This window comes from Acinetobacter sp. Ac8, from assembly GCF_055392545.1.
On the sequence record NZ_AP043689.1, the window covers coordinates 2,257,920 to 2,275,328 of the forward strand.

The window sequence follows — 17,409 nt, forward strand, 5'->3', positions numbered from 1 at the left end:
GAGTAGAAAATATTGCTTTAGAAATTTAATATTATTTTTTTAAGTTATTGATATTATTATTTATTAATTTAAAAATCCAGAAAATAAAGATGTGAAAATCAATGTGGATAAGATGATATAAAAATAATTTTAATGGGTTGAATCAGCTATAGAAATATCAAATTTCTATATTGAAATACTGAAATTTAAACTCAGCGATTTTTCAACAAAAAAAAGAAGGATAATTCACGAATTATTGATTGGTTTAGATTGATGATTTTACTAAGTTTTATTTTATAAGCTCTACATTGTTTTTGGGTTGTAATATTTACTTTTATTTATATATCAGATATTTGTAATTTAATGAAACCTAGGGTTGCTGTTGGTTTTATCGATTTTATTAACAATTTTTAATTTTATTTTTCAATAAAAATTAATTTATAGTGTCAGCTCAACTTTATAATATTGACTCAGGTATAACATGAATAAAAGAAAAGTTATTACAGTCTTCATTACAAGTGGTATGGTCACTTTTGCCATAGCCGCAACCACACTATCACCAAACCAGAATAACCAGAGTGGAATCATCCCAACAGGCTATGATGATCTGATATTTAGTGTATCCAATGGCAATTGGGTAAAGAATATTTCCTTACCGAATGTAGCAAAAGAAGGTGCCTTAATTACAATTCAATCAACTGCGGGTTATGACAGTGATATTGATTTAAGTAATGTAAATATTGAAAAAAAAGGCGTTCTCACACTAAAGTCTGGAAACAGTTATCGTTTTAAATTTAGTAATGGAAAATGGGAGTTTTATGCGCCTGAAACTGCCAATTTTACGCCTGAAAAAAATGGCAATACCATTCCCGTATTTCAACAATCACAGGCCCAATATGTTGTAAGTGATGCTGCTTGGACTGAGACAATTCATTTACCGCAAACAGGTCAGAATGGCCAGATCCTTGTGGTTAAGTCTAATGCGCTTAAATCCTCCAAAATTAATTCACAAAATGCTTTATTTCCAAGTACATTGGTTGTCAATAAAAATGATGCATATATCTTTCAATATAATCAAGAACTGAGTAAATGGGTTCCACTGTCTGTTCCGACACGTATTATCAACGTGATCAATGGTAATACTGCGGCATTAAATACGGCTTTGCAAAATTTAACTGCACCTAAAACAGAAATTCGTTTTGCTGATGGGGCGTGGGTGTCTTCATTAAAATTACCGCAAACAGCAAACGACCGAGATCGTATCATTGTTAGCTCAACTGCAAGCTGGCAATCAGTGATTGAAAATGAAAATACCAATACCACCGCAACCCTAAAACTCAACAAGGGCAATCGTTACGAGTTCATTTATATTGCAGATAAATCGTATTGGGTGTTGGCTTCATCTCCTAAAACCGTATTCACTGCAAACACCGCTGCACAAGGTTTCACATTTAAAACCCCTGTCGTTGAAATAACCGCTGATAATGCGCAATGGGCACCTGTTGTAAATTTGCCAACGGCTCAGTCTGGTGACAAGGTTATCTTATCTAATTCTGCGGATACAGCGTTTACAGTTTCGGCTAGCAACATTAGTGCAAGCTTAAAAAAAGGCGATAAAATCCGTTTGGTATTTAACAATGGTGTTTGGAATACCGATAGTTATCAGATTGATTTGCTGCTTGTGAATAGTCCCGTAGTCAATGACAAACTCGGTGCAACTGCTGCAAAAATTCAAGCCCGTGAAGCACTTAGATTAACCAATGAAGCGCTTGAAAACTCGCAAGCAAAAGCCTACTACAAAGAAGTTGGATACTTGGATTATCGAATCCCTGGAACGACACTCGGTGATGCGATTAATTTAGGACGTTCAGATACCACCGTACAAGCGGAAAGAACCAGAACAGGTGCTGATGCGATATATACCATTACAGATCATTCGGGTTGCGGTTTAGCTTATATAAATAGCACACCGAGCAAGTACAACATGATCGGATCACATAATTATGGTTGTGGTATCACCGCAATGCGGCATGAGTTAGGGCATAACATGGGACTCGGACATAGCTTTGATCGAACCACAGGTTATAACTGGGGATTTGGTCATCCTTTAGGCAGTACCATTATGGGGGGAAATCAAATTGGCTTATATTCAAGCCCAGATATCTATAGCCCTGAATATGGTGTGCGTTTAGGTGAAACTGACAAATTTGATGGCTTAAGAAAAATTAATGAGAATGTTGAAGCCATTTCAAAATTTTTAGTGGCGGTTAATCCATAATGAATAAACGGATATATCTCATTATTTCCGTTGTTTTAACTGTTTTGGTGGTTTCTTTGTTGGCTTGGTTCATCTCAGGTCAACAGGAGACAGCTGATACAGCTAAAGCGATTGCGTCTAAACAAAATGAACAAATCGATCAAGTGAATTCACCGAAGCTAAATACAAATCTAACCGAAACACAAGTATTGCAACGTATAAAAGACAGCCATGCTCGCCGTAAACTTGTAACGCTGGATGAAGACAAATTACGTGCAGGAATTTTCAATCAACAGATGTTCAATTTGAGTACTGTTGATACCGTGTCTATGCATAATCCTGTTCCTTTGACAGATGCACAAAAAAAAGATGGGCGAATATTTCTGAGGAATGATCTATATACCTTAGAGGCGAAGAATATCGGCGATCAAATTGTATTTAATGTGCCAGGCTATGGTTTAAACAGACAGGCCGTTATAGAACGTATAGAGGTAGATCCAGATGAAGATATTGTCAGTTGGTCAGGCTCTCTAGAAGGAGGAGATCAAAATAAAGAGAAGTTTCATATTACTCAAACCATTAAAGACAATTTTACCATGGGTACGATTACAGCAGATGGTAAAACCTATGCCATTTTGATGAAAAATGGCTATGGATGGATCAATGACGTTGCCAATGAATCTGCCGCACTTGAGGCAGCGGAAAAGGAGTCGGACCATGTACATTAATTTTTTAATCTAAAGACATGATTTATTCTCTAAACTTGAAGTAGCAACAAAATGAGTGTAGTAATTACTGCGTCATAACAAAGATTTAGACACCTCGAAAGGTGTCTAAAATCATCATTTATTTAAAATTATTTACGCACTGAATCAAGTACTTCTTTGTTTGTCACAACTTCTTGTGCTTTTGAATAACTTTCAATCAGTAATTGATAAGCAGGGAAGATTTGAGTGTACACTTGAGCCCATTCAGCAGCATCTTCACGGTTCCAAGTTTGTTGAATTTCTGAAGCAACCGCCGCTGTATCCATCGGTACCGCACCTGCTTGAACGACACGTGCTAAGGTAATTTCTTGTGCCATTTTGCTATACGTACCTGATGCATCAACCACAACAAAAACTTTATAGCCATCAGCAATTGCACTAATCGCTGGAAAAGCCATACACACGCTGGTAATCGTACCCGCAATAATCAGGGTCTTTTTACCTGTTGCTTTTACCGCTTCAACGAACTCTTGATTATGCCAAGCATTAATTTCGCCTTTACGTGCGACATATTTTGCATGGGGCGCATTTGCGTGTATTTCAGGAATCAGTGGGCCATTGGGGCCTTGAGGAACTGATGCCGTGGTAATGACAGGCATGTTTGATAATGATGCTATTTTAGCTAAGGCTGCTGCGCGTTGGCGTAGTTCTGTCATTGGCATATCAGCAACGGTTTGAAATAAACCACTTTGATGATCAATTAACAGCATAACGGAATCATTTACATCAATCACTGGGGCTTGGCCATTAAAATTAGCTGGAGTAGACATTTTATATATCCTTAGTTAAGCAATCATTTGCTGTTTTTAATACTAACAGTAGGACAAATATTGAATTATGCTATTTATATGACATATTGTCTTATATAGAGAACAGTTGCGATATTTAAGGGGATATGATGAAAGACTTAAATGACCTGTATTATTTTACCAAAGTGATTGAATATGGCGGCTTTTCAGCTGCAAGTAATGCGTTGGGTGTGACCAAATCATTGTTAAGTCGAAGAGTTGCGGAATTGGAAAACCGTTTAGGAGTAAAACTTCTCAATCGAACCACCAAAAGAATTTCGATTACAGATGTCGGGAACATATATTTACAACACTGTAAAGCAATGCTTGTGGAAGCTGAATCAGCTGATGAGGCAATCGCACTGTTAAGCGCAGAGCCGACTGGAATTGTAAAAATTTCTTGTCCTACAAATTTATTGCATATTAATGTCAGTAAAATGTTGAATAAGTTTTTAGCACGTTATCCGAAAGTTAAATTACATGTGGAAGCGACAAATAGAAAGGTAGACTTGTTTAATGAACGTTATGACGTTGCAATTCGAATCAGACCCTTACCTTTAAAAGATAGTGATTTGATTGTACGTAGCCTATCTATTTCAAAACAATTTATTGTCGCAAGCCCTGATTTGTTGAATCAACATTTCTTGATTAAAACACCAGAAGAATTAACAAGATTGCCTATTTTAATGATGGAGTCTTTGTCCTTTGAATATCATTGGAATCTTTATAATTCTAATAATGAACTATATGTGGTTAAGGATGAGCCGAGGCTAACCACTACAGATTTAAGTGCATTGCATTTAGCGACTTTAGATGGCTTGGGAATTGCAAAACTACCTGAATTAATTATTGCTGAAGACTTAAAAGCGGGCAGACTGGTTAAAGTGATTCCTGAGTGGGAACCGATGCCAGAGCTTATTCATTTGGCCTATACTTCTAGAAGAGGTCTATTACCATCGGTAAAAGCTTTAATCGAGTTTTTGGTCACTGAGTTTGATCAAGTTTAGTTCTTTACAAGAATCAGCTTTATTCGCCCACCAATATCTTTGATCGACAACAGGTGAATACTGCAATTGGCATTGAATAAACTGTCATAATTGTTAGAATGCATTTCTTTCGCTGTTTTCATGTTATTTTTATTTTGTATTTAGGCTGCAAGATGACCAATAACGTTATAGTAAACAGTATTTTAATTAAGGATTTTTTAATGTTATCAATTTATTTAACAGATGTTCAGGAAAATGTGCAGTTTAAAGATTACCCTGGTGAGCACCCTGTTAAATTTATTTTAAATTTCAAAAAGATTTTTCCAAGTGTAATGGAAATTTTACTCCCAGTACTTCCTGATGATGAAGACTTGGATAAAATGACTTGGGAATCTACAACTGAAGATTTTGAGATTTTTAAGAAACTCCTTACAGGTTGGGGTGTGATTGAGTTACGTTTACAAGCGATTAGCCAATATAAGAATAAAAATTTCGCAGACCAACTGCTTAAACAAGCTCAAGCCAAACGTAAAGAATTTGCAAAAAAGCAGCAACAATTGTCTACGGTTGAACTGGACTACTTATTTATGCATGAAACACATGCATTGATTGACGCTGAATTGGTTGAGTTAGGTGAAAAATTCTATTTACCTACTTTGCGAGATATTTGGAAAAACACTGTACCTGCCAAAGTGCTGAATGCTAATTTCTAGTCAAACATAAGCAATAGATTGAAATAATCAAATTCAAGTATAAAAGGCAGTTTTAAACTGCCTTTTATTTTTTATTCATCTGTTTAAGTTTTTTAAATTGTAGGCCCAAGCGTATAAAACATAAAAAATAGAATAAATATTGAACTGATGATACTTAATATATTTAAAACTTTCATTTTTTAACCAATTGCGATATCTAAATTTTGAGTGGAAACATTTTTAATGCTTAGATTTTATTCGGCAGTTGTTTAAGCATGATGACAATGATTTAAATGAGATCATTCATTTAGCAAGTCTTTATGATTTAATTTTAAATGTTGGCATTTCTTATTCAATCTTCTTTATTACGCGTTTGTAGGATAAAACTTCTGATTGTTGATTGATGGATGGTGTATGTCGTGATTTCTATATCTAGGAGTTGCTTAGGGTCTGTTGACAATTCGTCTAGGTTTGCGACTACGTGTGTTTTTTAGGCGATACAAGGCACGAAATATGAAATTTAGTCATTCTAAATGAATAGTTCGTAACGAAGTAGCGGCAAAAAACACGCTAGTCCCCCGCTGCGCCTTGCGCTGCAAACAAAGCAGTGCTTTGTTCTTGCTCAGGGTTGTGGCTAAAATTATCTCAGCCTGCGTTATGAAACTCGAAAATAGTCTCGCTATTCTCTTCGTTTCATGCCTTGCCTGCTCAATTTTAACCTACAACGCAAGCCATTTATGAAATGTCAACAGACCCTTATATTTCTTCTAATTCACTTTTACTTAGAAACATATGACAAAAGTAGATATTTCTAGCAAGATTTTTTATGTTGTAATACTTTTGATTTTAATCAATTCATACTTGTTATGATTTTTTAAAATATCTTGATAATCTTTTTTAAAGTATCGGATTTCCCCGGGGATATATCCAAGGATATTCAGCAATGTCGAATAATTTTTTAGATTTAATTCATAAACGCCGTACAATTTATGCGATTGGACGTCATGTTAATCAATCTCCTGAGCATCTTACTGATTTGATTCAGCAAGCGATCAAGCAAAGCCCATCTTCTTTTAACTCGCAATCATCTCGTGCAGTGATCTTGTTTAATGCTGAACATGAGAAGTTCTGGAACTTTGTAAAAGTTCAACTCAAAGCCTATGCCAAAGATGAAGCAAGTGCCTTAAAAACAGAGACTAAAATAGACAGTTTTATCGCAGGCTTTGGTACCGTTCTTTTCTTTGAAGATTTAGATGTGATCAAAAACTTACAGGAAAAATTTCCAGCTTATGCAGAAAACTTTCCGATTTGGGCTGAACACTCTACAGCAATCGCACAATTTTCAACGTGGACAGCCTTAAATAGCGAGGGCATTGGTGCATCTTTACAGCACTACAATCCAATTGTCGATGAACAAGTCCATGCGGAATGGGATATACCCAAAACTTGGAAACTTCGTGCACAGTTGGTATTTGGTTCAATTGAAGCGGAGGCTGCTGAAAAAGCCTATATCGATGATGCTGTGCGTTTTAAAGTGTTTAAATAATAGTTTTATTTTCTCTAGCTTCTTGGCTTGCTCAGCCAAGAAGCTTTGCTATTGAAAATGCTAATCAATCTATTGATCTAATTATACAAAGTGTCGGTTATCTGGCCCCAATTTCTTTTCGCAGATTGTTTAGAAAGAAAACCAGCTTAACACCCTTAGAATATCGTTGCAGATTTAGTCGTTGGATATCAGCTTTTCAATTGAATTTAGCTGGAAAATTGAGCTGGTGCTATTTACTCACTAAAAGCTGAGGCGACGATGGATGCTTTTTAAGTTTTATTGATCATTGCTATATAACAAACAAATCATTAAAAAAGAAAACGATTGCCAAAAAAGTGCTAAAGAGGCTTTGATTTAAAATTTAAATGTACTATAGTAAAGCTAGAAAAGTTGAGTAATATGCTTGGTTTTTATGCAGTTGATTCTTTATTTCAAGTTAAAGATCTACAGTTAAAAGCAAACTTATACTTTTTTCTATCTCTCTCAATATGAGCAATCAATTGTGTTAAGAAGCAGTGGTCTGTTGCTGGCATTTGCAACAGTATTTTTACAGCTTGCGGTTTTTTTACAGCCGTTATTACCTGAGCAGTATCAAATTGCTCCGGTCTGTGAAGACATCACTCAAGCTTTATTGCGACCAACACATGTACATCTTCATCATGAGCAAGAATCTAGTTTTATTCATCACTATTTGCATTTAGATCAAGCCCAGCAAGCAAGCAGCTCAAGTCATGATCATCATGACATTAACCACCAGTGCCAGTATTGTGTGGTATATGGCAATTTAGTGATGCCACCAGAAATTGGCGTAAAAGAAATCCTAGTGCGTATTCAAGTACGTTTAATGGCTTATGTTGAAAACTTTCAGCATGTCTATTTTCAATTACAACGCCTGTTTCTGATTCCTCAAGGGCGAGCCCCACCTGTAGTCTTTGCATAACACATTCACCGATCCATAGGTTTAGCATTTTTAAATAAAGGCTTTAAAGCCATGCGATCGTATTTCGAATTTATTGTGTAGAGAATGATCATGATTTTTCAAAATTTCCTCGATTTGCAGGAAAGCAGCCTTTGCATGCTATTTTTAGTATTGTTTAAAAATACCGCAAAAAGAAAACAACAGATTGTACTGAATGTTCAGGCGTATGCTGAGTTTGTACAACAAAAAATGTTTATCAATGTATTCAAAACTCAATCTTTACCAACTTTACCAATGAATAAGGTGATGTCATGGATCTAGGATTAACTGCTTTAGAATTGGCGCGTATTCAGTTTGCTTTTACTGTTTCTTTCCATATTATTTTTCCTTCAATTTCTATCGGGCTTGCAAGCTTTTTAGCTGTGCTTGAATGGCGCTGGCTAAAAACTCAAAATCCTGTTTACCAAGATTTATTTAAATTCTGGGTGAAAATTTTTGCTGTCGCTTTTGGGATGGGTGTGGTTTCTGGTGTGGTGATGAGTTATCAGTTTGGAACAAACTGGAGTGAATTTTCACGTGTTGCAGGCTCGGTAACTGGTCCATTACTGGCTTATGAAGTGCTGAGTGCATTTTTCTTAGAAGCCGGTTTCCTTGGCATTATGCTCTTTGGTTGGGGAAGAGTAGGTCCTCGGGCGCATTTCTTTGCAACGGCTATGGTGGCGATTGGTACCTGTATTTCAATGTTTTGGATTTTATCTTCAAACAGTTGGATGCAAACACCACAAGGCTTTAGCATCGAAAATGGGATTATCGTGCCGCAAGATTGGTTTGCAATTGTGTTTAACCCCTCATTTCCTTACCGTTTAGCCCATATGGCTGCAGCAGCATTCCTTGTTTCAGCCTTACTGGTGGCTGCAACTGCTGCTTGGCATTTATTAAAAGGACGTCGTGACGCATTAATCAAAAAATCGTTCTCTATGGCATTATGGATGATTCTGGTCCTTGCACCATTACAGGTTCTCATCGGTGATAATCACGGTCTAAATACCTTAAAACATCAGCCTGCTAAACTTGCAGCGATTGAAGGGCATTGGGAAACCAATAAAGGTGAGGGTATGCCGCTATATCTGTTTGGTATTCCAGATATGCAAGCAGAAGAAACTAAATATGCTATTGGTATTCCAAATCTTGGCAGCTTAATCATGACCCATACGCTGGATGGTGAGGTAAAAGGCTTAAAAGAGTTTGCACCTGAAGATCGTCCTAATTCTACTGTGGTGTTCTGGAGCTTTAGAATCATGGTTGGAATGGGCATGTTGATGATTCTACTCGCCGTGATGGCATTGTTTCTACGCAAAGGTGGCAAGCTTTATGAAAACAAATGGTTACACCGTTTTGCTTTTGCTATGGGACCTTCAGGATTTATTGCCTTGCTTGCAGGCTGGTTTACCACAGAAGTTGGTCGTCAACCGTGGGTGGTATATGGAGTGATGCGGACCAAAGATGCTTTATCTCCAGTTTCTGCGGAACAAGTCGGCCTCACTTTAATTATTTTCGTTGTGGTGTATTGCATCGTATTTGGCATCGGCATTTACTATATGTTGAAATTGATGCACAAAGGTCCACAATTTATTTACGCCACACCAGAAAGTGTAGCGCATAGTGAAGAAGCGGTTATTTTGGCCTCTAAACGTCCATTGACGAGTGTTGAAGATAGCGTTGATTCCAATAAACAGGAGCGTAAATAATGATTGATTTATCTCTGATTTGGATTGTCATTATCGCCATTGGTGTATTCATCTATGTAGTATTAGATGGTTTTGATTTAGGGATTGGGATTTTATTTCCCTTTGTTAAAGATCAACACGAACGTGATGTGATGATGAACACCGTTGCACCTGTTTGGGATGGTAATGAAACCTGGATGGTACTGGGTGGTGCAGCATTATATGCGGCGTTTCCAATGGTCTATGCCACTGTATTATCCGCATTATATATGCCAGTTATCCTTATGGTGATTGCTTTAATTTTCCGTGGTGTGGCTTTTGAGTTTCGTTTTAAAGCCAATCGAACCAAACATTTATGGGACAAAGCATTTATTGGTGGATCAATACTTGCCAGCTTTTTTCAAGGGATGATTCTTGGTGCATATATCCAAGGGATTAAAGTTGAAAACCATATGTATGCAGGTGGTGGTTTAGACTGGTTATCGCCGTTTACTGTGTTTACAGGTATTGGTGTTGTTGTACTTTACGCAGCACTGGGTTGTGGATGGTTAATTTTTAAAACTGAACTTGATTTACAAGATCGTATGTATCAGTTGATGCCTAAATTAATCGTTGCTTTGTTTGTCATCTTTGGCGCAGTCAGTATTTATACCCCGATGGCGCATCCTGAAATTGCAGCACGTTGGTTTAGCCAACCACAATTGATGTATTTTAGTCCTGTACCAATATTGGTAGTGCTGTTTACTTTTCTTGTGCTTCGCGCATGTAAAAAGCGTTATGAACTGAGTCCATTCCTTTATACCTTGGCTTTGGTTTTCCTTGCTTATACTGGGTTTATCATCAGTTTGTGGCCTTATGTGATTCCGCCATCAGTGACTATCTGGGAAGCTGCCGCGCCACAGAGCAGCCAATTATTTGCTTTAATTGGTGCATTGATTTTAATTCCAATTATTTTGATCTATACCGGGCTTTCGTATTGGGTGTTCCGAGACAAAGTTCGAATTGGTGATGAAGGTTATCACTAAACTTAAAAGTCGCATGTTTAGTCTTTTTGCTTGAGTAAAAAATAGCCTAAGCAAGATTAAACATGCAGCAGGGTAAAAATTTAAAGCTTTAAATGAGGTAAACAAGTATGAAACTATCTCAAACACAATGGTTTGTCGTGTTATGGCTAGGTGGATTTCTAACATTGGCGATTATTGCTGGTTTTTTTAGAATGTTGATTCAATTGGCCTACTAAGGTTTTACTGAATAAAAAATGAGGAACTATGTTCCTCATTTTTAATTTAATTTTTTGTTTTAGCGAATGGACAATAAAAATAATCTGTATATAAGCGGCTTCTAACAAATTAATAAATTTTTTTCATTAATCAAAAAATGATCATCTTTGATTAAATCAGGCCAAGGGTGAAAACGGTTTGGTTTTTATTGAATGGGTTATATGACGTGACAAAGGTAAATTGTTTTTTTAAATAGATGTTACTCAGATTGGGCTTAATTCTATGTGGCTAGAATTTTTTCTAGTACTTTAAAAATAATTTGAAAATCATCATCCTCTAACCAAGCTGAATTACTAATGGTAAAACTTTGTGCTGCGAAGCGCGTTGCATTTGGCGTATCGGCATGTATATGCGATAACGCTGGATAGTGGGAAATTGAACGTACAAAAAGTTTGGTTATGCCTAAACCTGAGCACCAAAGTTCATCTAATATTTTTTGACATAATCTTTCGTTTTCTACAAAACAAATCAAAAAGGGAAAAGTTGCCTGAGTATTTATCTGTTCATCAAATATATGTAAGTTTGGCAATAATCTTAATTGTAAGATACGCTTTTTAGCTCGCTGTCTTGCTTGTTGCCAATGTAGTGGAAGGCGTGTACTGGCATGTGCTGCGACTTGACTGCGCCATTTTCCAAGTTGATGAATAGGGATACTGTCGAGATCAAAGTTATCACCTACAGCTGTGATTTCATCATGGTTTTCAAGCGCCTTACGCAAAGGTTTGCCATAGAGCCATGTTAAAGTTGCAGGACGATAAAGCAAACTATACGCCATCAACTCCAAACAACGTTTCAGCTCCCATTGCTTGAGCAGAGGTAATGTTAAGGAACTCTCATAAAGTTGCTGGTTGATTTCTAGATCCCGACTAAACAATACACCTCCTTCAGCACTGGTTAGTCCTTTGCCAAAAGCCAGACTAAAAAATGCAATATCTCCAATTAGCCCTACGCTTTGATAATGGGTTTTAGCACCCATAGATTGAGCAGCATCTTCAATGATAAAGGTCTGATAATGTCGGGCAATTTCTTGGACTAAGCTAAAATCATAAACTAGACCAGCAAAATGAGTCACCACAATTGCCAAGGTATTTGCATTGGTTAATTGTTGTAGTTGTTGAATCTCAAAATTTAAGCTATTGGTTTCTATGTCACATAGAACGGGCGTTAATCCTATTTTCTCAATCGCCAGTGCCACCAACGGACATGTCCATGCTGGAATAATGACTTGTTTACGTTGTGGCTGTCTTTTTTCTAGCGTTTGCAAGGCAAGAATTAGAGCAACTGTACCTGAGCAAGTTAAACTCGGTTGAGGAATATTGAGTAAATGGCTTAGATATGTGGATAGATCTGTCTGACGAGCAGAAGGAAACAGATCTCTAAAATTAATCGTGAGGCCATTGGTCGGTGGGATTTCTTTTTTCATATTTAGATGTCGTAAGTCATATTCCTATGTATTGGTTCAAATAGGGTGTGGTTTTACTTCAGTACTTCATTGGTTGAAAGATGTTGTTTTGACTCATCTTTTGCTAAGAAAAGTACACCAATTAAAATCAGTGTTGCGCCTAGTACTTTTGCAAAGGTGAGTGGTTCATTAAACAACCATATAGACAGAAGCGTGACGCTAATCAACTCCAAATGTGATGCGGCAAAGGCAGGTCCAACAGGTGCATGTTTGAGTAAAGTCATCCATGTAAAAAAGGCCCCGATATAGCCAATAATTGCCCCATAAATCCAATAATGACTCAAGATACGGATTAACCAAGCCATATCATAAGTCAGTGGCATTGCATGGATGGACGCAAATTTAAAACTGATTTGGGCCAAGGTGTCAAAAGACATTAATATGATAAAACCGATGATATAAAATAGCTTCATGTGCCTAATCCCACAACAGTGACACCTAAACTAATTAAGATGACACCGATCAGTCGATTACGTGTGAGCTTTTCATTGAAAAATAAACGTCCAGCGATAAGGATGACAACGATATTGATACTGCCTAACATCACACCATCAGACAATGGGACTAAGGAAAGGAAAATAAGCCAAGTGAAAAACTCTATGATATAACTGGTGATACCAATCCAAATCCAGGGGCGTATTGCCATTGCTTTCCAATGTGCAATGCCATCATGTTGAGTATTTTCTGATGCTGCTGCCTTAAAAGCCAGTTGACCGACAGTATCAATGACAATAGTTAAAAACCAGACAGCAGCAATAGCTAAATTCACGCAGGTTCACCATGTTTTAAATTCACTTCAACAGTGCTTATTTCAGCTGAGTTTTCTACAGGGTTGGAAATAACAGCCAATTGTTGATGCTGTTTGATGAAATTTAATGATGCTTCAATGACTTGTTTACGATCGTTATCAATCGTGATCATATGGTAGCTTTCGTAAAGCCAAATTAATTGTTTTTGGCCCGATACTTTGTCATAGATCAACTGACTATTTTTTTTATCCGCAATATCATCATGAAATGCATGTAAACAAAGCGTCGGAGCGGTAATTTTATATAAATTTTTACCAACATTTTTGGATAAGCGCTGCATCTGATAAAGTGAATGCCAAGGATTACCTGGCAATCCAGCTTTACTACTATCATCACTTTTCATGGCTTCTAGAATACGCATACGCAATTGTTGGTTTTTAATGCCGTAAGGCTCAGTTTCATCAAAGGCACTATTTTTAAAAATATTTAAATGCGAAACGATAGGTAAAACGATAGGGGCGAGTATTTTTGACCATCGTGGAATACTCCAACCATCAAATTTAAATGTTGGGCTATAACAAATCACTCCAGAAACTGGATGTTCTGAAGCATATTTAAGTGCCAATAACGAGCCCATAGATAATCCAATGACAAATATTTCATCAGTATGCTTTTTTAATTCTTCAGCAGCTTGGCAAATACTTGAATACCAGTCTTCCCATTTGGTTTGGACTAAGTCTTGCATTGTTCCGCAATGTCCTGCGAGCTGTACGGCTAAGACACTATAGCCCATTTGCTGACAGGGCTTTGCCACACTACGCATTTCATTAGGTGTGCCTGTTAAACCATGGATCAGTAGTACACCAGTACGACTTCCATTGATGAAGAATGAGTTATCTTTAATCATGCAAGCACCATAATCGTTGGATCAAGTTCAAAATCACTCATCAATAACTTTTCTAAAGGTTGATGAATTTCTGTAATATTTTTAAAAGGCGTATATAAAATTTGTTTTTCGCGGCAATGTTCAATCAGGGATTTTTTTGCAAAGACATAATTTGCACTTTCGGCAAGACAAAAATCTGAACGACCATCGCCAATTAAAATAATATTTGCCTGATGATTCATCTCAGCAATTTTGCATTTACAGGTGCCACTTGCACTTTTACAGGCTAAATTGGTATTTGGAAATTCTAATCGCCATTGGTATTCATTTACTTGAACCAAATGATTCGCGATAACTGGAAGATGCCCAAGATTATACTTAGATAAAATATATTGAATCACCAGATCTAAACCATCGCTAACAATGGTCAGTGGTATGTTATGTAAGGCACTCAATTGCACCAGATCTAAAAAACCAGCATCAATTTCTATTTGATCTAAACATTGATAAAACGCTTGTTGATTCATATGTAATAAAGCGATTTGTTGTTGCATACATTGCTTTGAGCCAATCAATCCTTGTTCCCATTGCTGCTCAATGGCTTGCCATCCATCTAAGGCAAAAGTTTCCAATAAATGATCAGTTGTGTCATTTAAACTAATAGTCCCATCAAAATCACATAATATATGCCAAAGGTTTTGTGAGGTCGTATTCTGTTGCGGGCTTATCAGGAACATAATAAGTTTTACCACTGTTATTTTAATAAACTTGTCACATAAATTAATTTTCGATTCTTAATTAAATCTTATGGGAAATTAGTGGCAAAAAGATGACGTTGCTGTATTGTAAAAAAGTGTAATTTATTAAAATTATTTAATTTAATAAAAATTAATAACTTATTTTTTTATCGCCTCAAATTAAAGGAATTTAAAATTCATATTTTAGAGTGAATTAAGTTTCGGGTCACAAAACAAAACAATGTTAATGGAATTTTACTTTTTTTTAAGATTCGCATAAGAAAGCAAATTCATATTTAGCCCACATCGCAAATATGCTGATTTCAGATTTGAAGTCATTATAAAAATGCGTTGAATGGACCGAAATATGAACAATCATTTAAAACCCATAAAACTTGCGCCGATTATCGGAATACTACTTAGTTCATCCTATGTATATGCAAATGATGATCAGCCTGCAGCTTTAAGTATTGGTGCAAATTACACTGTCGATTTTCAGCCATATAAAGGAAAACGTACCTATCAGAGCTTATTACCTACAGCTTTCTATGATAACGGTCGCGTTTATTTAGAAGGCGATGAAGCCGGTGTTTATCTTTTAAATGATGATCACAATGAACTGCGGTTAAATGCTGCATACGATGGCAGCAGTTATGACCCGAGTGGGGAGCTGACTGGACTACAACGCCGTAAATGGTCAGTCATGGCGGGTGGTAGTTATATGCGAATAACGCCATTTGGGGGTTTTAAGGCCCAGATTGGAACAGACGTACTTTCTCGAAGTAAGGGCACGATTGCCACAGTATCTTATCTGGCCGAAATCAGTCGTGGTAAATGGTCTTTTTATCCTGAAATCGGCGTGCAATGGAACAATGCTAAATATAACCAATATTACTATGGCGTAAGTTCATTAGAAGCCCAACGCACAGGTATCAGTTCTTATCAACCCAGCTCAAGCTTTCATCCTTTTTTAGGGATGGCAGCTGATTACCAGATTTCAAAAGATTGGAGTGCTTTTGGCACTTTAAACGTCGATTTTCTTTCAAAGGAACAAACAAATAGTCCAATGATTGACCGACGTACAGATATTTATCCATCCATCGGCATCAAATATAAATTTTGAATGTAACTCATTTCTCCACTCAGATTTTGTTTCAAAACAAAACTGAATCAATTAAAAGCTCGAAAAAGGTAACAACATGAATATCAAAGAAAACCATCTTTTTTCAGAAGGTCAGGCCATGACAAAACGTGAACCATTAGATGAAGCACAACTCTTGGCGGATGAAGCCAAATATTGTTCATATGGCGATACCGTGCATTATGTCAATCCGCCTAATATTTTTACAGATTGTCGAGGTAGCTATGTTTATAATGACCAAGGCACGCCATTTCTTGATCTTCAAATGTGGTATTCAGCAGTTAATTTTGGTTATAAAAACCCACGCCTAGACCAAGCATTAATTAATCAAATTCATACTTTACCTCAAATTGCCAGCCAATATTTACACCCAACTAAAATTGAATTGAGCAAAGTCATTGCCGAAGATATGTTGAAAAAGACCGGCGAAAAGGGACGTATTCACTATAATGTTGGTGGATCACAAGCGATCGAAGATTCATTAAAATTGGTGCGAAATTTCTGTCATGGTAAAAGCCGTATGTTTGCTTTTGAAGGCGGCTATCATGGTCGAACTTTAGGGGCTTCTTCAATTACCTCAAGCTATCGCTATCGCCGTCGTTATGGTCATTTTGGTGAACGTGCTCAATTTATCCCTTTCCCATATCCTTTTAGACGTCCTAAAGGGATGACAGCTGAAGAGTATGCAGTAAAACTTGTGGCTGAGTTTAAACGCTTATTTGAAAATGAATATCATGGTGTTTGGGATCCTAAAGTTCGCGAAAGTGAATTTGCCGCTTTCTATATTGAAACGATTCAAGGAACAGGTGGTTATGTCATTCCACCTATGAATTTTTATCCAGAGTTAAAAAAAGTTTTAGATGAACATGGAATTTTATTGGTTGTTGATGAAATCCAAATGGGCTTTTATCGTACTGGTAAATTGTGGTCATTTGAACATTTCGGTATTACCCCAGATGTATTGGTATTTGGTAAAGCTCTGACCAATGGTTTAAATCCGCTTGCAGGCGTTTGGGCGAAAGAAGAAATCATTAATCCTGAAGTTTTCCCTGTTGGATCAACGCACTCGACTTTTGCATCAAATCCATTGGGTACGGCAGTGGGGCTTGAAGTCATGAAAATGCTGGCCGAGAAAGATTATGAAAAACAAATTATGGAAAGTGGTGCATATTTCCTTGAAGGCTTAAAAGATCTACAGAAACGCCATCCTGAAATTGGTGATGTTGATGGGTTAGGCTTAGCTTTACGTGCAGAAATATGTCAAGTGGATGGCTTTACTCCAAATAAAGCATTATTGGACAAAATGGTAGATATTGGTCTTTCAGGTACTTTGGAGTATCAAGGTGAAAAATGTGGTCTAGTCTTAGATGTGGGCGGCTATTACAAAAATGTGATTACATTTGCACCAAACTTGGAAATCTCACGTGCTGAAATTGATCAAGCAATGGTTTTATTAGAGCAGTTATTACTACGTGCTAAAAAAGAGCTGTGAT

18 protein-coding genes and 1 pseudogene are annotated in these 17,409 nt (G+C 36.8%); 13 read left to right on the forward strand and 6 right to left on the reverse strand.

Going from position 1 to position 17,409, the window contains the following annotated elements; genetic code table 11:
* The first annotated feature begins 460 nt into the window (after positions 1-460).
* Together cpaA and cpaB are read left to right on the forward strand one after the other, a co-directional pair.
* Positions 461-2,257: a metalloendopeptidase CpaA gene (gene cpaA / locus ACZ5QH_RS10570; RefSeq protein ID WP_303576138.1), complete on the forward strand. Its 1,797-nt coding sequence runs from the start codon at positions 461-463 to the stop codon at positions 2,255-2,257.
* Positions 2,257-2,964, forward strand: coding sequence for a metalloprotease secretion chaperone CpaB (cpaB, locus tag ACZ5QH_RS10575; RefSeq protein ID WP_303576137.1), 708 nt, complete (start codon positions 2,257-2,259; stop codon positions 2,962-2,964). The genes cpaA and cpaB overlap by 1 nt, the downstream gene beginning before the upstream one ends.
* A gap of 128 nt (positions 2,965-3,092) precedes the next feature.
* On the opposite strand, the gene ACZ5QH_RS10580 is transcribed toward cpaB, so the two are convergent.
* Positions 3,093-3,773, reverse strand: coding sequence for a hydrolase (locus ACZ5QH_RS10580; RefSeq protein ID WP_004821422.1), 681 nt, complete (start codon positions 3,771-3,773; stop codon positions 3,093-3,095).
* 128 nt (positions 3,774-3,901) lie between these two features.
* Here ACZ5QH_RS10580 and ACZ5QH_RS10585 point away from each other — a divergent pair, with 128 nt between their 5' ends.
* The 9 genes and pseudogenes from ACZ5QH_RS10585 to ACZ5QH_RS10625 all read left to right on the forward strand — a co-directional run bounded on the left by ACZ5QH_RS10585 (position 3,902) and on the right by ACZ5QH_RS10625 (position 10,901).
* Entirely contained in the window at positions 3,902-4,798 is an 897-nt protein-coding gene (locus tag ACZ5QH_RS10585) for a LysR substrate-binding domain-containing protein (protein WP_034610442.1), read from the forward strand.
* A gap of 200 nt (positions 4,799-4,998) precedes the next feature.
* The gene (locus tag ACZ5QH_RS10590) at positions 4,999-5,490 is read left to right on the forward strand and encodes a hypothetical protein (RefSeq protein ID WP_004821426.1); all 492 of its coding nucleotides are present in this window, start codon (positions 4,999-5,001) and stop codon (positions 5,488-5,490) included.
* Between the two features lie 922 nt (positions 5,491-6,412).
* On the forward strand, positions 6,413-7,015 hold the full coding sequence (locus ACZ5QH_RS10595; protein WP_303576136.1) for a nitroreductase family protein: 603 nt from the start codon (positions 6,413-6,415) through the stop codon (positions 7,013-7,015).
* A 71-nt stretch (positions 7,016-7,086) separates the two neighbouring features.
* A pseudogene (locus ACZ5QH_RS10600) lies at positions 7,087-7,266 on the forward strand (hypothetical protein); the annotation flags it as partial.
* A gap of 251 nt (positions 7,267-7,517) precedes the next feature.
* Entirely contained in the window at positions 7,518-7,955 is a 438-nt protein-coding gene (locus ACZ5QH_RS10605; protein WP_419312005.1) for a DUF2946 domain-containing protein, read from the forward strand.
* Positions 7,956-8,090: 135 nt separating this feature from the next.
* Positions 8,091-8,255, forward strand: coding sequence for a hypothetical protein (locus tag ACZ5QH_RS10610; RefSeq protein ID WP_228128948.1), 165 nt, complete (start codon positions 8,091-8,093; stop codon positions 8,253-8,255).
* Positions 8,246-9,682, forward strand: a complete 1,437-nt coding sequence (locus tag ACZ5QH_RS10615; protein ID WP_303576135.1) for a cytochrome ubiquinol oxidase subunit I — start codon at positions 8,246-8,248, stop codon at positions 9,680-9,682. Before ACZ5QH_RS10610 ends, ACZ5QH_RS10615 begins: the two co-directional genes overlap by 10 nt.
* Positions 9,682-10,686, forward strand: a complete 1,005-nt coding sequence (gene cydB, locus ACZ5QH_RS10620; RefSeq protein ID WP_004821432.1) for a cytochrome d ubiquinol oxidase subunit II — start codon at positions 9,682-9,684, stop codon at positions 10,684-10,686. Before ACZ5QH_RS10615 ends, cydB begins: the two co-directional genes overlap by 1 nt.
* Before the next feature lie 107 nt (positions 10,687-10,793).
* Complete coding sequence (locus ACZ5QH_RS10625) at positions 10,794-10,901, forward strand: DUF2474 family protein (protein WP_004821434.1); 108 nt, start codon at positions 10,794-10,796, stop codon at positions 10,899-10,901.
* Positions 10,902-11,161: 260 nt separating this feature from the next.
* Here the strand turns inward: ACZ5QH_RS10625 and ACZ5QH_RS10630 are convergent, their stop codons facing one another.
* From ACZ5QH_RS10630 to ACZ5QH_RS10650, 5 genes are read right to left on the reverse strand one after another with little or no spacing between them, the layout of a single operon-like run.
* Complete coding sequence (locus ACZ5QH_RS10630; protein ID WP_303576134.1) at positions 11,162-12,364, reverse strand: DegT/DnrJ/EryC1/StrS family aminotransferase; 1,203 nt, start codon at positions 12,362-12,364, stop codon at positions 11,162-11,164.
* 53 nt (positions 12,365-12,417) lie between these two features.
* Positions 12,418-12,816: a DMT family transporter gene (locus ACZ5QH_RS10635; RefSeq protein WP_004821438.1), complete on the reverse strand. Its 399-nt coding sequence runs from the start codon at positions 12,814-12,816 to the stop codon at positions 12,418-12,420.
* Positions 12,813-13,172, reverse strand: coding sequence for an EamA family transporter (locus ACZ5QH_RS10640; protein WP_004821440.1), 360 nt, complete (start codon positions 13,170-13,172; stop codon positions 12,813-12,815). Before ACZ5QH_RS10640 ends, ACZ5QH_RS10635 begins: the two co-directional genes overlap by 4 nt.
* Positions 13,169-14,059: an alpha/beta hydrolase gene (locus ACZ5QH_RS10645; RefSeq protein WP_303576133.1), complete on the reverse strand. Its 891-nt coding sequence runs from the start codon at positions 14,057-14,059 to the stop codon at positions 13,169-13,171. Before ACZ5QH_RS10645 ends, ACZ5QH_RS10640 begins: the two co-directional genes overlap by 4 nt.
* Positions 14,056-14,775, reverse strand: coding sequence for an MtnX-like HAD-IB family phosphatase (locus ACZ5QH_RS10650; protein WP_270382307.1), 720 nt, complete (start codon positions 14,773-14,775; stop codon positions 14,056-14,058). Before ACZ5QH_RS10650 ends, ACZ5QH_RS10645 begins: the two co-directional genes overlap by 4 nt.
* Positions 14,776-15,142: 367 nt before the next feature.
* On the opposite strand from ACZ5QH_RS10650, the gene ACZ5QH_RS10655 reads away from it, so the two are divergent.
* Both ACZ5QH_RS10655 and ACZ5QH_RS10660 read left to right on the forward strand, forming a co-directional pair.
* Positions 15,143-15,898 carry a MipA/OmpV family protein gene (locus ACZ5QH_RS10655; protein WP_034610468.1) on the forward strand — a complete coding sequence of 252 codons (756 nt, stop codon included), beginning with the start codon at positions 15,143-15,145 and terminating at the stop codon, positions 15,896-15,898.
* Between the two features lie 76 nt (positions 15,899-15,974).
* Positions 15,975-17,408, forward strand: a complete 1,434-nt coding sequence (locus ACZ5QH_RS10660; RefSeq protein WP_004821449.1) for an aspartate aminotransferase family protein — start codon at positions 15,975-15,977, stop codon at positions 17,406-17,408.
* Position 17,409: the final 1 nt, after the last annotated feature.

Coding starts and splice junctions, on each gene's coding strand:
- ACZ5QH_RS10580 (WP_004821422.1), bottom strand. CDS start 3,773: ATGTCTACTCCAGCTAATTTTAATGGCCAAGCCCCAGTGATTGATGTA.
- cpaB (WP_303576137.1), top strand. CDS start 2,257: ATGAATAAACGGATATATCTCATTATTTCCGTTGTTTTAACTGTTTTG.
- ACZ5QH_RS10590 (WP_004821426.1), top strand. CDS start 4,999: ATGTTATCAATTTATTTAACAGATGTTCAGGAAAATGTGCAGTTTAAA.
- ACZ5QH_RS10655 (WP_034610468.1), top strand. CDS start 15,143: ATGAACAATCATTTAAAACCCATAAAACTTGCGCCGATTATCGGAATA.
- ACZ5QH_RS10630 (WP_303576134.1), bottom strand. CDS start 12,364: ATGAAAAAAGAAATCCCACCGACCAATGGCCTCACGATTAATTTTAGA.
- ACZ5QH_RS10610 (WP_228128948.1), top strand. CDS start 8,091: ATGCTATTTTTAGTATTGTTTAAAAATACCGCAAAAAGAAAACAACAG.
- ACZ5QH_RS10615 (WP_303576135.1), top strand. CDS start 8,246: ATGGATCTAGGATTAACTGCTTTAGAATTGGCGCGTATTCAGTTTGCT.
- ACZ5QH_RS10645 (WP_303576133.1), bottom strand. CDS start 14,059: ATGATTAAAGATAACTCATTCTTCATCAATGGAAGTCGTACTGGTGTA.
- ACZ5QH_RS10595 (WP_303576136.1), top strand. CDS start 6,413: ATGTCGAATAATTTTTTAGATTTAATTCATAAACGCCGTACAATTTAT.
- ACZ5QH_RS10660 (WP_004821449.1), top strand. CDS start 15,975: ATGAATATCAAAGAAAACCATCTTTTTTCAGAAGGTCAGGCCATGACA.
- ACZ5QH_RS10650 (WP_270382307.1), bottom strand. CDS start 14,775: ATGTTCCTGATAAGCCCGCAACAGAATACGACCTCACAAAACCTTTGG.
- ACZ5QH_RS10585 (WP_034610442.1), top strand. CDS start 3,902: ATGAAAGACTTAAATGACCTGTATTATTTTACCAAAGTGATTGAATAT.
- ACZ5QH_RS10625 (WP_004821434.1), top strand. CDS start 10,794: ATGAAACTATCTCAAACACAATGGTTTGTCGTGTTATGGCTAGGTGGA.
- ACZ5QH_RS10635 (WP_004821438.1), bottom strand. CDS start 12,816: ATGAAGCTATTTTATATCATCGGTTTTATCATATTAATGTCTTTTGAC.
- cpaA (WP_303576138.1), top strand. CDS start 461: ATGAATAAAAGAAAAGTTATTACAGTCTTCATTACAAGTGGTATGGTC.
- cydB (WP_004821432.1), top strand. CDS start 9,682: ATGATTGATTTATCTCTGATTTGGATTGTCATTATCGCCATTGGTGTA.